Origin of the sequence: Nitrospira sp. (assembly GCA_016788885.1) — a bacterium.
Taxonomy (GTDB): Bacteria; Nitrospirota; Nitrospiria; order Nitrospirales; family Nitrospiraceae; genus Nitrospira_A.
This window is the reverse complement of record JAEURX010000014.1, coordinates 1-19922: the sequence shown is the minus strand read 5'-3', so window position 1 is coordinate 19922 and position 19922 is coordinate 1. Positions and strand designations below refer to the sequence as shown.

Below are 19922 nucleotides of genomic sequence, written 5' to 3'. Positions count from 1 at the left end.
CGGCTATGGCCATTCCTAGTCTGGTGAAACCGATCGAAATTCTCCTGGTGGAGGACAACCCGGGGGACGTACGTTTGACCATCGAAGCACTGAAGGAGGCGAAGGTCATCAATCATCTAACCGTACTCAAGGATGGTGTCGAAGCGCTCGCGTTTCTCCGCCGCCGGGAGCCTTACTCCTCGGCGCCACGCCCCCACCTCATTCTGCTCGACTTGAACCTTCCCAGAATGGACGGGCGTGAAGTCCTCGCCGCCATTAAGGCCGACGACAGTGTGAAACACATCCCGGTGGTCGTCCTGACGACCTCGCAGGACGAACAGGACGTGCTCAAGAGCTACAACCTTCACGCCAACTGCTATATTTCAAAGCCCGTGGACCTGGATCAATTTGTACGGGTGGTGCGATCGATCGAAGACTTCTGGCTAGGCATCGTCGTACTGCCGGCGTCGAACCATGGAGCCGCATGAACAGCAAACCGATTCATGTGCTATTGATTGAGGACAATCCAGGCGACGTTCGCCTCTTGCGCGAATTGCTCGACAATACCGGAGCCGGCGCATTCGTCGTCGCCCAGGTAGATCGTCTGGCCGCCGGCATGGAGCACCTCGATGCGCGCGCCATCGACGTCATTCTCCTTGATCTTTCCCTTCCAGACAGCCAAGGGACCGAAACGCTGATCAAGACACATGCGGCGGCGCACGGCATTCCCATTGTCGTCATGACCGGGGTAGATGACGAAGAATTGGGACTCAGACTCATCCAGGCCGGAGCCCAAGACTATCTCGTCAAGGGCCAGACGACCGCCTCCCTGCTGGCCCGCACGTTGAAATATGCCGTCGGCCGCAAGCGGCTGGAAGAAGAGTTGCGGGAACAAACCCGGTTTCTCCAGTCCGTCCTGAACAGCATGGCCGACGGTGTGGTGATGGCGGATGACACAGGGACCTTTCGAGTCTGGAACCCCGCCGCTGAACGCATTCTCGGAAGCGGGCCGGCCGGCCGGAAAATCGGCCAGTGGTCCGAGCACTACGCCCTCTTTCTACCGGACAAGGTCAGCCCCTACCCTCCGGAGCAGGTTCCGCTAGCAAAGGCGCTGCGCGGCGAATCGGTGACCAATGCCCTGCTCTTTCTTCGGCCTTCGGCGCACACGGATGGACTCTGGCTCGACGTGTCCGCGAGGCCGATGCGAGATGAGAGCGGACAGCCGAAGGGCGGGGTCGTCGTCTTTCGAGACATCACCGCCACCAAACGCACCGACGAAGCCTTGATGGACAGTGAAGACCGCTTTCGAGCCATCATGGACAACAGCCCGGCGTTGATTTTCATCAAGGATCTCGAGGGCCGGTACCTGCAGGTCAACCGCCAATTCGAAACGCTCACCCATTTGTCACAACAGGATCTGATCGGAAAAACGGACGATCAAATCTTTCCCGCCGACCAGGCTCAGACATATCGTGAGAATGATCGCCAGGTTCTGGATGCCAACGCGCCGATATGGTTCGAGGAATCGGCGCTCCATGATGATGGGCTGCATACCAGCATTGTCGTCAAGTTTCCCCTGCGCAATGCGCAGGGCCATCGCTACGCATTATGTGGCATCGCCACCGATATCACCGATCGGAAGCAGGCGGAGGAGACACGGCAACGACTCACCAAGGACAAGCTCCTCCTGCTAGAATCGACAGGAGAAGGCATCTATGGCATCGATACGGCAGGCCGTTGTACGTTTATGAATTCGGCAGCGGCGCGCATGCTCGGGTATCTGTCGGATGAGCTCCTCGGGCAGGACATGCATGAATGCATTCATCATCTCTACCCGGATGGGACCGCCTATCCGCGTGAATGCTGCCACATCCATGACACACTCAACAGCGGCACCGGATGCAAGATCGACCACGAAGTCTACTGGCGCAAAGACGGGACCGCCTTTGCGGTGGAATACTCCTCGTTTCCGGTCATCGAGCAAGGGCAGATCACCGGAGCGGTGGTGGTCTTCGTCGACATCACCGAACGCAAACGGGCGGAGCAGCAATTGACGCTCTCGCATGACCAACTCAGAAATCTGTCCGCCCGCCTGGAACTTGTGCGCGAGGAGGAACGCATCCGGATTGCGCGCGAGATCCACGATGAACTCGGACAGGAACTGACCGGCATGAAACTCGAACTGTCGTCACTCAGCGACCAGATGCAAGCGGCCGATCCGACACAACGAAAAAAACTGCAGTCCATCTCCCTGCTCGTCGACACCGCCATCCAATCGGTGCAACGAATTGCCACCGAATTGCGCCCTGTGGTGCTGGATCAACTTGGGCTCATCCCCGCGATCGAATGGCAAACGCATGAATTTCAGACGCGGACGGGCATTCAATGCACGCTTGATATCTATCTGCGGTCCGTCGCGTTGTCCCACGCCGGCTCCAACGCGATGTTCAGAGTCTTTCAGGAAATTCTGACCAACGTGGCCAGACACTCACAAGCAACGGCCGTCGCCATCACGCTGCAGGAACAGACCGGCAACCTTGTGCTGGAGGTGCGGGATAACGGTCGGGGGGTAACCGAATCCGAGTTGTCGGATCCCCACTCGTTAGGATTGGTCGGGATGCGAGAACGGGCCCTGCTCCTGGGCGGGGAAACCATCCTAGCGGGCATCCCCAACGGCGGAACCACGGTCACGGTTAGGATTCCCCTCAGTCGGCCACAGTCGGCATGACGCCACGGGTGACGTTCTTGATAGAATCGAACCTACGGAAAGGAACGCTTGTGACACATATTTTGGTGGTCGACGATCATGCCGTCGTTCGGCAGGGCGTCCGGCAAATCCTCAGCGAACAATTCCGGGACGCGACGATCGGCGAAGCGGCCAGCGCGCAGGAGATGATGGAACAGTTGCGGTTGCACAACTGGGACGTCGTCGTGCTCGACGTAGGCATGCCGGGGAAAAGCGGGCTCGATGCCCTCAAGGAGCTCAAGCAAGCCTCGCCCAAGCTTCCCGTCCTCGTGCTGAGCGCCTACCCGGAGGATCAGTTGGCACGACGCATGCTGAAAGCCGGTGCCGCCGGTTACCTCAACAAAGACAGCGCCCCAAACGAACTGGTCCGTGCGCTGCGAAAGATCCTGGGCGGCGGGAAATTCGTCAGCGCCGCAGTCGCGGAATTGCTGGCGTCAAATTTGGACGACCATTTCGAGAAGCCGCTTCACGAGCAGTTGTCCGACCGCGAATACCAAGTGATGTGTCTGATCGCCGTCGGGAGGAGCCTGAAAGAGATCGCGGACGACTTGTGCGTCGGCATCAGTACGATCAACACCTATCGGGCACGCATTTTGGAAAAAATGCAGATGCGCAACAACACCGAGTTGACTCACTATGCGATCGAAAACCGTCTTGTGAACCGGCTCGTCTCCTGACCCGCGTGTTCCCCTCCCTCCATCCCGTCACAATTCGTAGCACAAACGGCGACAGCCTCAATCACACGAGCGGCGACGCGGAATTTCCGTAAAGAGCGATGCTGGCCAGAGCTCACCTCCGGTAATGATAGCAGCATGGACGCGTGCTGGTGCAGCAGTCACTCCCACCATCCGCATCATAGAGGAGGCGGCGACACAACGATGCCGATCAGCGAAGTCGGAAACGCCACGCAGTTGGCAAGACAGCGAGGCGCTGATCCCACCACCGTAGGAACGCGCATTCTTCACGAATTGGAACAACACGGCGCCTGCACCATTGAGGCGCTGACCGCCATACTCCCCTCCTGCTCGTGGAACCAGGTGTTCATGGCGGTCGATACCCTGTCACGGGAGGGAGCGCTACGCCTTCAGCTGCACGCTCGATCCCAATACGTCGTTTCCCTCGCAGGGCCACGGACGGATACGTATCGCCCTGTTATCTCGGCCCACAGCATAGAAACGGCTGCACCTCACCCAGGGGCATGAAGGAGACGCGCTCATGAACGCAACCAGCACGCACACAAAACCAGCAGGACGGGTTCGAATCGTGATCGTCGATCCTGAGCTGCGGCTGGGTCTTAGGCTGGCTGATTGTCTCGCGACGAGCGGCTATCAGGCCGTGCTGGTACGAGATCTCGACTCCACACTCACGGAGCTTGGCGAAATCCAACCGGAGCTCATTCTATTGAGCCAGGATTCATCCGATGAGCAGACGCCGGCCGCCGGCCGCGACACACTTCGGGCCGTCAACAGGCTCTGCCCTCAGGCGCCGGTTCTCACACTGAATCGAGCCACCCCAGAGAACCCGCCCGGTCCCTCGCAGCCATCCTCCCCCATTCCCCCGGTGTTACACGGACGCCTCGTTGAAGACGTGCTTCGCACACAACTCGGCATCCCCTGCATGCGAGTACAGTAACTCCGCATCACAGTCCTCACTGTCCACGAGGCCGTGAGGAGCGGTGTCGCAATGGCACCCCGACGAACATGTCCACATGTAGCCCAAACGGCACCGACGGAGCGACGGCGATACTCGAACGATCTATTGATCACCTTCTAGGGAGACCATGACGATGCGCTGCCCAACGACGGACTGCGGTCAAACGATGGAGCCGGACAGTCGTGCCGGGTATGATGCGGTCAGCGGGCTCGAATACCTCTATTGTCCGCGTTGTCGACATCGCGGCATGAAGGCGCGAGACGGCGTACAACTGCTGTTCACCGGCCAACATGAATATCTCTTCAGCTATGGGCCGTCGCTCTCGCACCTCAAAGTCGTCCTCTCGACAGTGGCGATCAACCTCTTTCGGGTTCAGGGCATCGCTCCGACTCAACTGGCCGGCCATGTTGCCGATTGGGCGCTGCTCACCGGACAGGTCTGCGGTACGGTACGGTTCTCGGGAGATCTCGTCCTCTCCAGCTGTTACGAGTATTGCCGACAGCAGACGCTTCACCACTCCGGCGTCTCGCCAGTGTAATCGATCACGGAGAACCGACCAATGCACACACAGGAGAAAGAACCGGCCTGCGCTACCGTGATAATCGTCAGCACGAGTCCGCTCAACCGTCTTGGCTTACAGACCTTCGTCGCCCTCCACCGACGGCTGCAGCTCACCGGGCAGGCTGACCGCAGGCGCGAAGCAGAGGCGTTGGTTGCGCGACACGAGCCGCACATGGTGCTCCTCGATCTGGATACTGGATGTGAGACCGTGGAGTGCGCACGCGCGTTGCGTGCGATGCTTCCAACCATCAAAATCATCGCGCTCTGTGGTGTGCGGGACAGGGACGTCACGGCAGCCAACCATGCATCGGTACTCGACGGAGTTGTGCTGACGACTCAGCCGCTGGCAGCCCTGTTTATCGCCATCGAAACACTGCTGCCACTTCACCGACCGGAGATGTGGAATCACGACAAGGAGCCACTCCCATCCCGACGTGAAGGGAGACCGAGCAGACACTCCGGCGAGCGTTCAGTTCCGCCTCATGCAGCCGAGCTCCTCACCACGCGTGAGTCCCATGTCCTGGCGCTACTCGGTGAGGGGCTAACCAACAAAGATATTGCCCGCCGGCTCTTGATATGCCCCACAACGGTTCGCCATCACCTGAGCCACATGTTCAACAAATTTGATGTGAGCAGCCGACAACAGCTGCTCCTGCGAGCCCAGCAACATGGGCTCCTGCAACTCAATGGATGCGGACACCAGGCCTACGCTAGACTGAACACACGTTGAACGGAAGGATTGAGGAGGAGATCTATGACCCGCGGTCCGGACCGGATTACGCGACCGGCGCTTTCAGCTTGAGGTATTCCATCAAGTCCAAGAAGGAGCCTTCGCGAAGAATACGGGAGAATTGCGCACGATAGGTGGCCACGATGCTGGCACCATCGATGCTCACATCGTCGACCAACCACCCCCCATCTCGATGGATCAGGTGAAAGGCCATTCTGGTATCGATCGCTAGGCCCGCCGGAGCGATCAACACCCGTACTCTGCCTGGTTCCTCAGGCTGCTCGGCCAGATACGCCACCTGGGCGGCCGTATAGTCACGGAGCCTGTCGACCACATCATCGCGCAACACCTGCACAAACAGCCGAATGAACTGCCGGCGGTCGACGGCAGTCGCTTGCGCCCCTACTTCGCCCAAAGCACGTTCCGCCATCTCTTGATAGTTGAATGCGCGCCTCACGATTTGTTCGATTTCCCACTGCCGTTGTCCGGCCCTGCTGGTCTCTTTCAATTCTGTCAGGAGATACAGCACCTCATTGACAGTCCCTTGGACGGTCTCGGTCGGCGTTTGCGCTGTCGATCCCGGCAACGGCAAACAGAGCACGATCAGCAGGCACAACATGGCAGCGAACAGGATCGTTCCCCCAAATCTCATTCGCCCCCTCTCAACAGCCCCGCCCGCCATGTCCCCCACCATTCTCAACGCAATGTTCATTGATCGGTTATCCTACCGGCCACGAAAATTCGCCGTCAAGCACGTGGATCTACCTGCCTGCATCGCACCATTAGATCGCCAAGTAGACCGCAAGCGGCCCTCCTCGGATGCTTCTCACGCAAAATCCTATAGCATGGTCAAAATGTCTTTTCCTCCCCGACCCAGCTTCGGTATACTCCCGCCATGCCAGCTCGCAGATTGCCGTCATTCCTCCTCAGTCTTGCCATTCCACTCCTGTTCGTCGGCTGCGAAACGACCGACAAGATGCTCGGGGCCGCGGAGCGGGCTGTCGGCAGCACGACCGGCAGAACCGTGCTGGATATCGTTCACGGGAAGGATCCTGCCGATATCGCACGGCAACGGGTCGAGCAGTACGGCCGAGACCCTCAAGCGCTGCTCCGTGACCTCCGAGCCGTTCAGCGAGACTTCCAGGCGTTGATGGCGGCGTTGACCGGAGAGGTCGGGAAGAAGTGGGGCACCAAAGAAGTCAAACTTCCGGAGCAGAAAAAATATGTGAAATACACGCAAAATTATCGAAGCCGGGCGATTGTCGACTTCGATGCGGGAACTATCCTGATCGAAACACTCGACGAACGCGACCCACGCGCCAGCCTGAAAAATGCCGTGGTCACCACCCTGCTTACCCCGAATGATCCTCGTAGCGTCGACCTGTTTTCAGACAAAGAAGTCACCCTGACCGGAGATAAGGAGCCCTACCTGCTTGGACTGGTGGTAGATCAGGCAGGAAAACCGGTTCGCACGCCGACCGAGGCGGAACAATTCGCGGACTCGCTCCTCACCAAAAGCACGACCACGCGAAAAGTCGATCAGGAGAATGGGGAGAAAACCGCACACACGGTCACTATTCCCATGGTGGCTAATTTCTCGCATAAGCAGGCCGAGAAGTACCGTGCTGTCGTCGGGCAGTTTGCCGAGCGGTATCAGATCAGTCCCAGCCTTGTCTTTGCCATCATCCGGACGGAGAGCAATTTCAACCCCTTTGCGGTAAGTTCTGCGCCGGCCTATGGATTAATGCAGCTGGTACCGACCAGCGGGGGACGAGATGCGTATCGCAAAGCCAAGGGGGAAGATAAAGCTCCGACCCGCGACTACCTGTTCGACCCTGACAACAACATCGAGTTGGGCACCGCCTACCTCAACGTCTTGACCTATTCGCAGCTCGACGACGTCGCGGATCTTGTTTCACGTGAATACTGTGTCATCTCTGCCTACAACACAGGAGCCGGTAACGTCTTCAAGACCTTCTCCAAAGATCAACGGACCGCATTGCAACAGATCAACGGCCTCCAGCCCGCGGCACTCTACGAACGCCTTCGCAGTGGACTCCCCTACCAGGAAACGCGGGACTACTTGGCTAAAGTCGTGGGGTTTCGTAAACAGTTCGTGAGTCGCGGCGAGAATGGGCTCCGCTAGACCCTCTCGCCCTGTCCGTTCTGTGAAAAACCGCTCTTTGCCACACCAATCGAGCCATCGACCAGAAAGGGGAGGGCCACGATAGACAGTTCCTCCGACAGACACCTCCGCTTGAGCATTCTCAGCGCGGCCGGCGCCTTGCTGCTCGTCGCCCTGATCCCTCTCATGCTGGTGCAGATACCGCCGCTGGTGGACTATCCCAACCACATGGCTCGTGTCCACATTCTGGCCGATGGTGGACAGCACCCCTTTCTCCGGCAGTACTACGAGATCCACTGGGGCCTCATGCCCAATCTGGCCATCGATCTGCTCCTGCCGCCCTTGTTGACCGTCGTGTCTATCGAAACAGCCGGGAAGTTGTTTCTCGGTGTGATTCTTACATTCCTGGCAGGCGGCACGATGGCCTTGCATCTGGCCGTTCATCGACGGTGGTCGCCGTGGCCACTCTTGGCGTTCTTCTTTCTCTATAACAGTGTGTTCCTGTGGGGATTCCTGAATTACTTGTTCGGTCTCGGCTTGGCCCTGTTTGCTTGCGCCCTCTGGATCGCGTTACGCGATCGTTCCCCGCACCTGCTGGTTCCACTCTTTTCCGTAATTGCGGTGCTGCTCTTCTTCGCCCATCTATTCGCCTTCGGCGTATTCGCACTTGTGGTGTTGTCATATGAAAGTGCGTCTTGGTGGAATCAACGGCGTGCGGGCGAGAGCTTGCGCGAAGCTTCGCTCATGAAGGCGCTGCCGACGATCGTCCTGCCGCTGATCTTCTTAGCCCTCGCACCCACGTTCAGAACCGTTCCCGCCGACTATCCATTCTGGCTTCGCGGACTGCCCCCCCCGCCGGCAGTGACGTTTCTCCCCCTGAACACCAAGATCGAAGCCTTCAAGGGAGTGCTTCGCACGGAACACCAGGGGTTGGATCGGATGACTGGGATGTCACTGGTGGGCCTCATTGGGGTGGGCCTTTGGCGGAGACGGTGGTTTCTCCACCGCTCCATGTTCCTTCCATTGGCCGCGACGCTGGGAGCCGCATTGGCAATGCCGGCATCGATCGGAACGACAGCGGTCGTTGATGTCCGCATGCCTGTGGTCGTGGTTCTACTAGCGATCGCGAGTTCAGACTGGCCGGACTGGCGTCGGCGCTGGTTTGTTCCCCTGGCCTGCGCGCTGAGCCTGCTCTTTGTGGTACGCATGGGTGTGGTGACGGAGGGATGGGTGGAGACGGATCGCCACTATCGTCAATTCATCGCGGCGCTCGATCAACTCCCGGAAGGAACCCGGTTGCTGTCGGCGATTAAACTTGCTTCGTACGACGCCAACTCGCCACGTGCTTCGAGGATCCCCGAGACGAGACCACTGGTCAACCTGTCCTGTTGGGGCATCATCCGTCGATCCGCTTTTGTGTCCAATTTGTTCACAACCCCAGGACAACAGCCGGTGCAACTGACCCCGGCGATGCGCCCCCTGCTGACGGTCGAAGAGTTTCTCGCGCAAGCCGTCCCCATTCCGTGGGACCGGTTTCGCACCCAATACGACTATGTAATCGTGCGTCGCACCCAAACACTGCGTCCCCCGGTGCCCTCAGACTTCATTCCCGTCGTGCAGGCGGAAGAGTTTGCGCTGTACCAAATTCCCCAACAGCAACCGTGACCGAGGCTCGAGCGTTCCGGGTCCGGCATGGGGGGGCGGCGATACCTCGTCTGTATTCAGAAATTCTCAGGGTAACGGGCTCTATGAAGAGCCTTGAAGGGAGCACCTTCTACACGCCTATCATCAGCCTGACAGGGGCGACTTGTTCGTTCAACCCAAAGGAGAGCGGTCTCTGGATCTGATCGGGATCGTAGTAAGTACCGAAGAGTCGATCCCAGATCGTCAGCAGCGCGCCCATGTTTTTCATCTGATGGGCTGGATCGCTGCTGTGATGGATGTGATGATAGCGCGGCGTGACGAAGACCCGTTCCAGCCACGCCGAATTCCACGTCACGTTCAAATGCATCCAATTGTTCCGCACAATGTGCTCGACCATGATGACCTGAAACACCCACCCTGAAGCCTCGTGGAGCAGGGGCAGTGCCACAATATAGGTCAGATTGAACAGCGCGATATGTGGGATCGTCGCGCGAATCCCCGCCAGCCAATAGAGGGACGTCGGTGAATGGTGCCATCGATGCACAGGCCAGATCAGCCGGGTATGCATCAATCGATGCACCCAGTAGAGAGCGAAATCTTCGACAACGTAAAACAGGACCAGTTTCGCCACCGAAGGCAGATTGTACAAAGCCACCGGGAGGTATTGCGGAATCGGTATCCGGTCGGTCACCTGCACGACCACCAGAAACGACAGATTGTAGAGCCCCAACGCCAGGAGATCTCTCCAAAGGACCGATCGATAGAGAATGGGACGCGCAGGATACAGCCACTCCGCCGCAAAACAGAGGAGACCGATCCCCCAGAACAACAGATAGGGATACACACTGTTATTCATCATACCCTGCCGAACGCTCGCCGTTCCTGAACCGCCACCCCATGTGGGCTATGCCCATGAGCCTTTTCTTTTCTTGATCTCGCTTCAGCGCCGTGTCCTGCTCATTCGCAGAGAGAGGCTCCCCTTACCCTACAGAAGACACCCGGACTTGCGAATCATTTTCACACTTTTTCACGCACTGATCCCGACATCCCCGCGCGCCGGTCCCCCGCGTCACCCCCTCATGCTTCGATGGCCATCGACCGCATGGGAGTGCCCTGCCCTGCCGAAGGAGACCGTTTCATTTCACGTTGCCACCGTGCCTCTAAACGGTCTCGGCGGGCCCTACTCGTGTTGACGGAAAGTCCTCGCGATAAATCAATGCGTTAGCAGGCGCATCTCGTCTATCGCTCACGGCATGGGCATTGCTAACTCTGTGAATCATGGACGTTGACGCTGAATAGTACGCGAGCACACCTTCACCCGGCGGCATGACGCCCCGGATACATCTCAGGGAGGAGACTATGACCCGACATCTCACCATCTATTCCACGGCGTTGCTGCTCGGAGCCTCTGCCCTATTGAGCCTTCCATCGGCCCACGGATTTTCCAGCAGCATTGAACCAGTCGTATGGAATAGCCAACAGAAATCCGCTGCCTGGGCCGAAGAGTTGCTCGGTCAGGTCGTCACCTACCAAACCATGGCTGAAAAAAGCCTGATTCCCGGTGATTTTCAAGCCTATGTTGCTCAAACCAGCAAGATCCGCGAATTGCATCGATCCGGAAATCGTCGCGCCACCTATGATGGCGTCAATGCGCTGATGGTCATGTTAGAGGCACGAGTGGGCGGCATCGACGAACACAGCGCCGAGGCCCTGTGGGACTACTGCTACCGCGTGACGCCCGATGAATTTCACGCCCGCGATCGGCACATTCGCGCAAAAGGCGCCGACTCCGTGAAGGAGCATGAAGAATTCATGCGCAACATGGAAGAACGAGCCGGCATGAGTTTCTAACCATCGTTCGCTGCGTCGAACAGCGAATCTCTTGACGGGCCGGGGACTAACTGAGTGGATCGCCGGCCCGCACGTCGTCCTCCAGGGAGAGATGAAGGATTCCATGTTCTGTGACTACCGATGCGCCCTCATGTCGTCATGCAGAATCTGTTTCTGCTGTGCCTCGCCCTGATGCACCAATTCTGGGCCGTTCTCGACGCCCCGTTGGTCTATGCCGAGGCCGGACAGATCGGCTATGGGCCCCCTTCACCGGTGTTTACCTCGTCGTACGAGACCTACGGCAACGAGGCCAGTAGCCCTCACACCGGGCCGGGTAGATCGCTGTTCGCACTTCAGCACTTCTGGATGCGTGCAGACCTTCGAGTCAGACCCGAATGGCGAAACGGTGTCTGCTTCGGAGGCGGCCCCCCGATCGCCGGCACCTGCAATAGCCTCAATACGACCGGGTCCGGCACGTCCGCGTTCAGCGGGAGCAAGGCAAACGACTTCTTCATCCAGCAATGGGCACGCGTGGGGCTCGGCTACGACCCCTCCCCAGACGTCAACTTTTATGTGGAGCTGCAAGATTCGGCGACCTGGGGAGGCAGCGGCAATCCGACCAATGCACTCCAGGGTGGGGATGCCTCCAATCATCACTGCGCCGTGCTACGTCCCGGACAGTGCCGGCTTGGCTTACGCGCAGCGTACGGATTGATTCGCAACCTCGGCGGCATCGACGGGCTGGGCGTGAAGGTAGGACGCCAATACCTCGTGTTCGGCAACCAACGGCTGTTCGGCCATTTTGATTGGGCCAATACCGGCTACTCTCACGACGGCATCATGCTCAGTTATGCGACACCGGCCTTTGATACGAAGCTCGGTTGGTTTCGACACTCGGAAACGGATCTGGGCCAAGCCGACCCAGGCGGAAGTCTCACACCGAATCTCCTGACGTGTACTTCGGCCCCGTCCACCCAGTCCTGCAATTCTACATTGGCACAACATGCCACTGACGCGGGCAGTGATGTGGACATGGTGGTGTTCTACAACCAGCTCCGCAGCCTCCCGAACATGGTCGTGGAACCCTACTACGTGCTCTATTCCAATCGACTCCCTGAGCAGGCCAATCCCGGGCAATATCTCGCGAAATCCGCGTCACAACTCCGACATATGGTCGGCCTTCGCTTCGAAGTTCGTCACGGCAACTGGGACATCCTCCATGAGACCGCGTACCAATTCGGTCACGTTGGCGACGGATTCAGTGGAGACAACCAACGAAACCTCAGGATCAATGCCTGGGCCTCCGGTACCTCATTAGGCCACACATGGTATCAACATCCCTGGAAACCTCGCGTGGCGATGGGGTTCGACTATGCCTCAGGAGACGGCGACAGCAATTGCGTCACGCCAGGCGGGACTCTCGCGCGAAGCTGCGGCGGCAATGCCAACACCTTTGAGAATTTTTTTCCGACCAACTTTCTCCACGTCGGCTACATGTTGAACGGGGCCTGGCGCAACAGCGTCCAACCACAGGTCAACTTCCAAGCCCGTCCGACCGCCCGGGATCACCTCGAAGTCTGGGCGTTGCGCAAGTACTTGGCAAGCGCGCGCGATAATTGGTACCGTGGTTCGCAAGGGCCGCTGATCTTCTCCCGCTCCGACAATACCACCACCCACATCGGCGACGAGCTCGATGTCGCATGGAGTCATATGTTCGCCGACGGGAAGATTTCACTGGCGGTCATCTACGGCCATTTCTTTTCCGGGCCCTACATCCGGGAACAGCTGGGCAAAGCCACAGACCAGGACTGGGGCATCGTGCAACTCTGGACCAATTTCTAAGCACCCATGCAACGCGCCACCCTCAACTTCGAGACGCTGCTGGAAGTGACGAATGCCCTGAACTCGCAACGGGACATCGAAAGCCTGTGGCGGGTGATTGCCGATCAGATTCAAAAGGTCATTCCCTGGGACCGAGCCGGCATTACCTTATACGAACCGAGTACCGATTCCTTCCGGTTTTACGCCGTCATTACCAACATGGCCACACCGGCGCTTGCGCACGATAGCGTCATTCCACGGAAGGGCAGCGCCGTCGGGTGGGTGTACGACCATCGACGCCCGCACATCAGAGAGGATCTACAACAGCAACAGGTGTTTCTGGAGGATGGCTATTACGTCCGTGAAGGCTTGGGACGGATGATCAACCTGCCGCTACTGGTTCGGGAACATTGTCTTGGCACACTCAACATCGGTGGCGTCCAACCGGGGACGCCCGACCCGGACGACTGCAAATTCCTCCAGCAGGTGGCCACGCAGATTGCCTATGCCATCGACCATGTGCTGGCTTATCAGCAAATCAAACAACTCAGCGAACAACTACGACGGGAGAACGAGTACCTCGCCGCAGAGGTGAAGGCGAGCCGCGACCTTCGCCTCGTCGTGGGGACATCCCCGTCGTTCACAAAGGTGGTGGACCTGCTCAAGGCCGTGGCGCCTACCGATACGACCGTCCTCCTCCTCGGGGAAACGGGCACCGGGAAAGAGGTGTTGGCCCAAGCCCTGCACGACCTCAGCACTCGCTGCGACAAGCCGTTTATTCGGGTGAACTGCGCCGCGCTTCCCTCTGGTCTGATCGAAAGCGAGCTCTTTGGTCATGAGCGAGGCGCATTTACCGGGGCGCAACTGCGGAAACCGGGACGCTTTGAATTGGCCCACACCGGCACCTTGTTCCTGGACGAAATCGGCGAAATGCCGATGGAAACTCAAGCCAAACTGCTACGCGTGCTCCAGGATGGCATGGTGGATCGCATCGGCAGCACCCACCCCCTCGCCGTCGATGTTCGCGTCATTGCCGCCACGAATGCCGACCTGTCGGCCGCCATCCGGCAAGGTACCTTCCGGGCAGATCTGTACTACCGCCTTCACATTTTCCCGATTTCGGTCCCCCCGCTTCGAGAACGTCGCGAAGACATTCCGCTCCTCGCGCAGCATTTTCTCGCGCAGATCGGCACCAAGCTCAAACGGCCCCATCTCACCTTCGACACGCAATCGATGGCCCGCTTGTTGACCTACAACTGGCCGGGGAACGTGCGCGAATTGCAAAACGTCATCGAACGAGCCATCATTCTCTCCCATTCCTCCCGAGTGACCGTAGAGGAAATGTTGCTTCCACTCGTCAACACCCCTCCCAAGCAACATGGCGTCACGCCCGTGAATCTTGGCGATCTGGAGCGACACCACATTACGGAGGTCCTCCAGCGGACAAAGTGGCGAATTTATGGTGAACAGGGGGCCGCACATCTGTTGGGACTCAACCCGGAAACGCTTCGGAGCCGGTTGAGAAAACTTGGCATCCGGCGGCCCGCAACCAGTTCGCCTGAATCACAATCCATGCCCGATCGATAACTTGCACATCGTTCACAGGTGGTGAACTGAATCACTGTGTCACGTCGGCATGGGAAACGCGCGTTCTCGGGATTTCTCCCCGCACAGAGGACGCTCGTTTGACCCGGTTGTCGAAAGCATGATAAAGTGATCAACCGTACGAGCTACGAGCGAATTCCCCACATTTCGCGTTTCCGAGTGCTCGCCTTGCGAGCGTGTCTTTACTGTACGCTCCTCCTACGGACACGTGTCTTTACTCCGGATCCGGACATCGGCACCATCGCGGGCCACGGCATGCTTGCCTCCTGCACCAGTTGAATGGCCTGGACATCGCCATTCTATCGTTCGTCGAAAGGAGTGCATGATGAAAATGACGTCTGTCTGGCGTGGCAATAAATCGCATCGTAAGCAGAAACGGTCCGTCCCGAAGCTTAGGATTCCCTGGACCGAGCTCGGCCTCATCGATCCATCCGCCGTCTCCCAGGAGCGGTCGATGGAGCAGATTCGGCGCGAGGTCACTGCCTTGGCGAGTACTGGATTCGGCGAGGAAACCCGCGCTCGTTCGGAGCAGCCGCCGGAGCGTCCCGCTCGCTCTCGTCCGCGAACCAAGACTAGCGGCACGCCTCGTCGACCATCTCAGTCGTAATCAGGCAAGTCAGTTCGCTGTCTCATCGGAGCGCAAACAGAAGGAGGACGCCATCGCACGAGCAGGCAAGACCACCATCGCGAAACGCGATCGAGAAAAAGCCAAACAGGCCAAACAGCGTGAGAAAGAGGCTCGCCGCGTCCAACGGAAGGCCGAAAAACCCGAGCGGCCGGCGACATCGACTGGGGAAGATCCTGATCTGGAAGGATTGCGGTGGGGACCGCAGGAGCCCCTGTATTAAACAGCGGCTCCTGGGCAAACCACGACTCTCGGCCCGGACTATGACGACTTCACGATAAAACGATCTTCTCCGAACACTCCACGTAACTGCTTGCTGACGAGGGAGCGATATTCGCCCTTCTCTTTTGCCATCCGCACCAGCCCCTCAGAATCGGTCAAGATCAGGAGATCTTCTTCTGCGATCAGAACTCGATCCCCTTTCCCGACATTGATCCGATATTGCGTCCGCCCATCGGGGTTTCGGCTCGGGCCGTTGACGATTTCCGTCAAACCATCAATGTGCCCCTTCTGCCCATCGAGACGGTGCTGTACCATCGTGCCGTCCGGAATTCGCACCCACTGACTTGCCGCCCGCGCCCCATCCTGGTTCTGGTCACTCACTTCGTTCCTCCCTTGCAACGTAGGCTTGTGCTGTTAAGACACCGGTTCGATGTCACTTCCGTTCCTGATCTCCCCATCGCCTTCCCTGGAGCCGCTATCCGAGGTCTGGCGCCACCCTCGAGCAGAATGCCCGCGCCGGCGGCGCTGCGCCACATCACTTCGGGGTGAATGTCCCTCTGGTCGCGATGCACTCTGCGTTGGTGAGCTTCCTTCTGCGCGGGGCACCGCCTGCCCGAGCAAGCGTTCGATGGCCCGCAGTTGGTCTTGATCTTCCACCGTGACAAACGTCGTGGCACGGCCTGTCGTTCTCATCCTGGCCGTACGCCCGATCCGATGCACATAGTCTTCCGGGCAATTCGGCACATCGTAATTGATCACATGTCCAATATTTGCCACATCGATACCTCGTGCGGCAATATCCGTCGCCACCAACACGCGAAAGGTTCCCCGCCGGAATCCCTCGAGTGCCGCCCGGCGTTGCGGGAGCGTACGTCCTCCATGCAGCACCGCAACACGATGACCGGCGGAGCCCAGGAGGTTGCCGAGTCGATCCGCTCGATGCTTGGTTCTCGTGAAGACCAGCACGGTGTCGTCTTCCGATTGTAGAAGTGACATGAGCAACGAATTTTTACGGTCGTGCGTGGTGTGATGCACGGCTTGGGAGACGCCGTCGGCCGTCGTGGCTGACTTGGTCACCATAACCCGCACCGGGTCTTTCACGCTGGCCTGTGCCAACCGCGCAAGATCCGTCGGCATGGTCGCGGAAAACAGCAACGTCTGTCGCTCTTCAGGCATGGCGTCCAGGATTTGATTGATTTGCGGCGCAAACCCCATATCCAACATCCGATCGGCTTCGTCAAGTACCAGGATGGTCATGGCGAGCAAGCTGATCGTGCCGTTCCACATATGATCAAGCAAGCGCCCTGGAGTGGCCACGATAATATCCGGGCGTTGCCGTAATCCTCGCACCTGGGCTTGCATATCGGCCCCACCGACAACCGTCGTGGCAAACAGCTGCAGGTCACGGCCCAACGTATCGATCGTCGCCTGAATCTGGATGGCCAATTCACGAGTGGGTGCCAAAATGAGTGCGCGCGGCTGCCCTTTGGGAGTTCCGATCAATCGCTCCAGCATGGGAATCACAAAAGCCGCGGTCTTTCCCGTCCCGGTCTGCGCACAGCCCAACACATCCCGACCCGCCAAGGCCTGGGGAATGGCCTGAGCCTGGATGGCCGTTGGTTCAGTAAAGCCTGCCTTGGTCAAGTTTCGCAACAGGATCGGAGACACACCAATAGACTCAAAACCCGTACACGGAGTCGTCTGCACGCAGGTATCCTTTCGTTGTGGATCGCATTAAGACGGGATCAGAGAACCGAGGGGAGGGTGAATCCGAACGGAGTCAGCTCCAAACTGGACCTGGTCGCGATGCGATCGCGCGGTCCACGGTAGAGGAGGTACAGCAATGGTGGACCGATGCACTGCTATAATACGATCACTCTACTCCATGGTGCCTCGACTGGTCAACAGGTCCGCAGTTTCCCGCAGCGCTGAGTAGGCACTACAATAGATCGGAGCAGATTGGTTCAACATTGACATTCTCCTATACTTTGCCGAAGCACACAGGAACACCGCATGAAGCAGACGCCTTGTTTTCTCTCAATACATCTGCTTACCTGCGCAGTCGCACTACCGGTTGCGGCGGCATCCGACTCAACCACCCGCGGCAAAACCGACACCAGTCAAGGCCTCACCCTGGACGAGATGATCGGCAGTGACAAAGAAACCGATAATTCGAAAGAAGCGCCGCAGCACTCCGCGAAGCCATAACACCACGCAACGGCGGAGATGACTACCGTATGCTCGGACCTTACCCCTCCATGCGACATGCTCGGCTGTCTTTCACTCTGCTCATGCTTCTGATCTGCATTGGCTGCGCATCCACGCCACCCACCTGTTTGCCTGGGACACATCCGATCGTCCTCGACTCGCTATATTTCGGCACAACGACGCCAGATGGGGTCGTGACGGAACAGGAATGGCAGGCTTTCCTGACCGACACAGTGGGGGCGGAATTTCCTGAGGGACTCACCTCCTGGACGGGGCATGGACGCTGGAGAAACTCGGGCGGCTCGGTTGCACCAGAAACATCGTATCTCCTGCAACTCGCACACGACGGAGGGGAGGCTCGAGAACGCGGCCTTCAACGCCTCATCCAAACCTACAAAACACGGTTTCACCAGAAAGCCGTCATGCGCATTCGTTCGCAAGCCTGCCGATCTTTCTAGATCCAGAGCCTGACAAATCGCTTCACCACACGCATTTGTTTCCAGATCCCCGCGTGCGCTTGCCCAGGGCTTTCAGCAATTACGTGAAGACACCTCGGCTGTTCAATCCCCAGGACTGAGCCGGTCCCAAATTGCCCACTTCCTGCATGCTCCTAGCCTTTGACTCGACTATGAAGTGCACTGGCGGTCCTACAATAATACCCAAGCATCTTTCTGGGCAATGCCGGGAAACTATCCACACGCCGAGATACGGAGCGTGACAGCTTTCTTCGGATCACCAAGGCTTCGTTTTATAACCTCACCATTTCGCTTTAAGAGCAACCCTTCTCAACCATTCGAACATCACCGTCTATGCCTACAGCAAGAATGTATTCACGACGCTGCTGATCTAGGCGTACGAACACAATGCTGGCAACGCAATTCTAAGCATGCCACCTCAAGGTCGAGGACCCACAGGCCTCAGTCCAACGCCAATTCTTTTGGGATTGTTCGGTCGGGAGAAATTTATCGATCGGGGATCTGCCAGTCTATCGGCGTCTCCCCAGCTTCGACTAACGCCTGATTGATCATTGAGAAACAGCGGGAGCCAAAAAACTTTCTCGCGGAGAGCGGCGACGGATGGGCGCAGGAAACTACGACATGTCGTGGATTCGTCACAAAAACGTGCTTCTTCTTCGCTTCTGCACCCCAAAATACAAAAACGATTCGACTCGTTTTTGCATTGGCAACCCGAATCACAGCATCCGTGAAAAATTGCCATGGAATTCTATGGGAATTGGGACGATGGGCCCGTACGGTCAGCGCAGTATTGAGCATGAGCAACCCCTGGCGAGCCCAAGGCTCAAGGCATCCGTTATTTGGTATGCGACACCCAAGGTCATTCCGCAGTTCAAGGAAAATATTCTTGAGTGAAGGTGGCACAGGGCGAATGTGAGGTGGAACAGAAAAGCAGAGGCCATGGGCCATGCCAGGCGTGTGATAGGGATCCTGGCCGAGTAAGAGAACTTTAAGGGATTGGTAGGTGGTGAGGTCAAACGCCTTAAACACGTCATTCAGAGACGGCAGGATGGATTCTCCTTCCTCCGCCTCTTGGCCCAGGAAATTCTCTAAGATTCGATAGGAATCGGCACGACACACGTCGTCCAAGGCGGACTTCCATCCTAGTGGTAAAGCTGGAAGCATTCGAGAAGGTACCGTGTGAGGAGTGCCTTTATCTCTTTTATCACGCATGAGAAGATCGAGCCCGCCCATTTTCCCATGAATCAGTAAAGCGATGTGGATTCATCCCTCTGGATGCACCAAGCTATCTAATTGAAAATAAAAAAGCCTGCTCGATTTCTCGAGCAGGCTCTTTTGTAACCCGGCAGCGTCCTACTGTCCCACTGCCTCACGGCAGCAGTATCATCGGCCTTGGAGGGCTTAACTTCCGTGTTCGGTATGGGAACGGGTGTGACCCCTCCGGCAAGGCCACCGGGAACTTCTGAAGAATCAAACCAGTGAGTTCCTATTCTAGGCGATCATATGGGACTCGTCCCTGATCGACGAAGACATAGTTCGTCATTCATTTGTTCTTATTAAGACCACGTCTATCAGGAGCAAAGGATGTTAAGCCGCACGGACGATTAGTACTGGTTAGCTACAGCCCTTACGAGCCTTCCACACCCAGCCTATCAAACTCGTAGTCTACAAGTGTCCTTTAGGGGGCTTGCGCCCCG

Annotated in this window: 19 protein-coding genes and 2 rRNA genes; 14 read left to right on the top strand and 7 right to left on the bottom strand. The window is 57.9% G+C overall.

All coding sequences use genetic code 11. The annotated features are described in order from the left end of the window. The first annotated feature begins 5 nt into the window (after window positions 1–5). The 6 genes from JNL86_03825 to JNL86_03800 all read left to right on the top strand — a co-directional run bounded on the left by JNL86_03825 (window position 6) and on the right by JNL86_03800 (window position 5669). Window positions 6–467, top strand: coding sequence for a response regulator (locus JNL86_03825; protein MBL8042025.1), 462 nt, complete (start codon window positions 6–8; stop codon window positions 465–467). Continuing rightward, window positions 464–2707: a PAS domain S-box protein gene (locus JNL86_03820; GenBank protein ID MBL8042024.1), complete on the top strand. Its 2244-nt coding sequence runs from the start codon at window positions 464–466 to the stop codon at window positions 2705–2707. The genes JNL86_03825 and JNL86_03820 overlap by 4 nt, the downstream gene beginning before the upstream one ends. Window positions 2708–2757: 50 nt before the next feature. Then, entirely contained in the window at window positions 2758–3402 is a 645-nt protein-coding gene (locus tag JNL86_03815) for a response regulator transcription factor (GenBank protein ID MBL8042023.1), read from the top strand. 538 nt (window positions 3403–3940) lie between these two features. Further along, the gene (locus JNL86_03810; protein MBL8042022.1) at window positions 3941–4357 is read left to right on the top strand and encodes a hypothetical protein; all 417 of its coding nucleotides are present in this window, start codon (window positions 3941–3943) and stop codon (window positions 4355–4357) included. Between the two features lie 154 nt (window positions 4358–4511). Next, window positions 4512–4916 carry a hypothetical protein gene (locus JNL86_03805; protein ID MBL8042021.1) on the top strand — a complete coding sequence of 135 codons (405 nt, stop codon included), beginning with the start codon at window positions 4512–4514 and terminating at the stop codon, window positions 4914–4916. Window positions 4917–4937: 21 nt separating this feature from the next. Further along, window positions 4938–5669 (top strand): response regulator transcription factor, encoded by a 732-nt coding sequence (locus tag JNL86_03800; GenBank protein ID MBL8042020.1) that lies wholly within the window; start codon window positions 4938–4940, stop codon window positions 5667–5669. A 46-nt stretch (window positions 5670–5715) separates the two neighbouring features. On the opposite strand, the gene JNL86_03795 is transcribed toward JNL86_03800, so the two are convergent. Then, the gene (locus JNL86_03795) at window positions 5716–6321 is read right to left on the bottom strand and encodes an ABC transporter substrate-binding protein (protein MBL8042019.1); all 606 of its coding nucleotides are present in this window, start codon (window positions 6319–6321) and stop codon (window positions 5716–5718) included. Window positions 6322–6564: 243 nt separating this feature from the next. On the opposite strand from JNL86_03795, the gene JNL86_03790 reads away from it, so the two are divergent. Both JNL86_03790 and JNL86_03785 read left to right on the top strand, forming a co-directional pair. Continuing rightward, window positions 6565–7815, top strand: coding sequence for a DUF3393 domain-containing protein (locus JNL86_03790; GenBank protein MBL8042018.1), 1251 nt, complete (start codon window positions 6565–6567; stop codon window positions 7813–7815). A 111-nt stretch (window positions 7816–7926) separates the two neighbouring features. Beyond that, window positions 7927–9459, top strand: a complete 1533-nt coding sequence (locus tag JNL86_03785; GenBank protein MBL8042017.1) for a hypothetical protein — start codon at window positions 7927–7929, stop codon at window positions 9457–9459. A 109-nt stretch (window positions 9460–9568) separates the two neighbouring features. On the opposite strand, the gene JNL86_03780 is transcribed toward JNL86_03785, so the two are convergent. Further along, entirely contained in the window at window positions 9569–10297 is a 729-nt protein-coding gene (locus JNL86_03780; GenBank protein ID MBL8042016.1) for a sterol desaturase family protein, read from the bottom strand. Window positions 10298–10797: 500 nt separating this feature from the next. Between JNL86_03780 and JNL86_03775 the strand changes: the two genes are divergently transcribed. From JNL86_03775 to JNL86_03760, 4 genes are all read left to right on the top strand, one after another. After that, the gene (locus tag JNL86_03775) at window positions 10798–11289 is read left to right on the top strand and encodes a hypothetical protein (protein MBL8042015.1); all 492 of its coding nucleotides are present in this window, start codon (window positions 10798–10800) and stop codon (window positions 11287–11289) included. Window positions 11290–11409: 120 nt separating this feature from the next. Then, the gene (locus JNL86_03770; protein ID MBL8042014.1) at window positions 11410–13110 is read left to right on the top strand and encodes an alginate export family protein; all 1701 of its coding nucleotides are present in this window, start codon (window positions 11410–11412) and stop codon (window positions 13108–13110) included. Window positions 13111–13116: 6 nt separating this feature from the next. Further along, window positions 13117–14676: a sigma 54-interacting transcriptional regulator gene (locus tag JNL86_03765; protein MBL8042013.1), complete on the top strand. Its 1560-nt coding sequence runs from the start codon at window positions 13117–13119 to the stop codon at window positions 14674–14676. Between the two features lie 340 nt (window positions 14677–15016). Further along, window positions 15017–15301 carry a hypothetical protein gene (locus JNL86_03760; protein MBL8042012.1) on the top strand — a complete coding sequence of 95 codons (285 nt, stop codon included), beginning with the start codon at window positions 15017–15019 and terminating at the stop codon, window positions 15299–15301. 279 nt (window positions 15302–15580) lie between these two features. Here JNL86_03760 and JNL86_03755 read toward each other — a convergent pair whose 3' ends face one another. Together JNL86_03755 and JNL86_03750 are read right to left on the bottom strand one after the other, a co-directional pair. Further along, the gene (locus JNL86_03755; protein MBL8042011.1) at window positions 15581–15877 is read right to left on the bottom strand and encodes a hypothetical protein; all 297 of its coding nucleotides are present in this window, start codon (window positions 15875–15877) and stop codon (window positions 15581–15583) included. 78 nt (window positions 15878–15955) lie between these two features. Beyond that, entirely contained in the window at window positions 15956–17248 is a 1293-nt protein-coding gene (locus JNL86_03750) for a DEAD/DEAH box helicase (GenBank protein ID MBL8042010.1), read from the bottom strand. A 306-nt stretch (window positions 17249–17554) separates the two neighbouring features. On the opposite strand from JNL86_03750, the gene JNL86_03745 reads away from it, so the two are divergent. Continuing rightward, window positions 17555–17749: a hypothetical protein gene (locus tag JNL86_03745; protein MBL8042009.1), complete on the top strand. Its 195-nt coding sequence runs from the start codon at window positions 17555–17557 to the stop codon at window positions 17747–17749. Between the two features lie 194 nt (window positions 17750–17943). Further along, window positions 17944–18207, top strand: a complete 264-nt coding sequence (locus JNL86_03740; GenBank protein ID MBL8042008.1) for a DUF3574 domain-containing protein — start codon at window positions 17944–17946, stop codon at window positions 18205–18207. 504 nt (window positions 18208–18711) lie between these two features. Here JNL86_03740 and ung read toward each other — a convergent pair. The 3 genes from ung to JNL86_03725 form a co-directional block, all read right to left on the bottom strand. Then, on the bottom strand, window positions 18712–19389 hold the full coding sequence (gene ung / locus JNL86_03735) for a uracil-DNA glycosylase (protein MBL8042007.1): 678 nt from the start codon (window positions 19387–19389) through the stop codon (window positions 18712–18714). A gap of 176 nt (window positions 19390–19565) precedes the next feature. Further along, a 5S ribosomal RNA gene (gene rrf, locus JNL86_03730) occupies window positions 19566–19682 on the bottom strand. Between the two features lie 126 nt (window positions 19683–19808). Beyond that, window positions 19809–19922, bottom strand: a 23S ribosomal RNA gene (locus JNL86_03725); the annotation flags it as partial.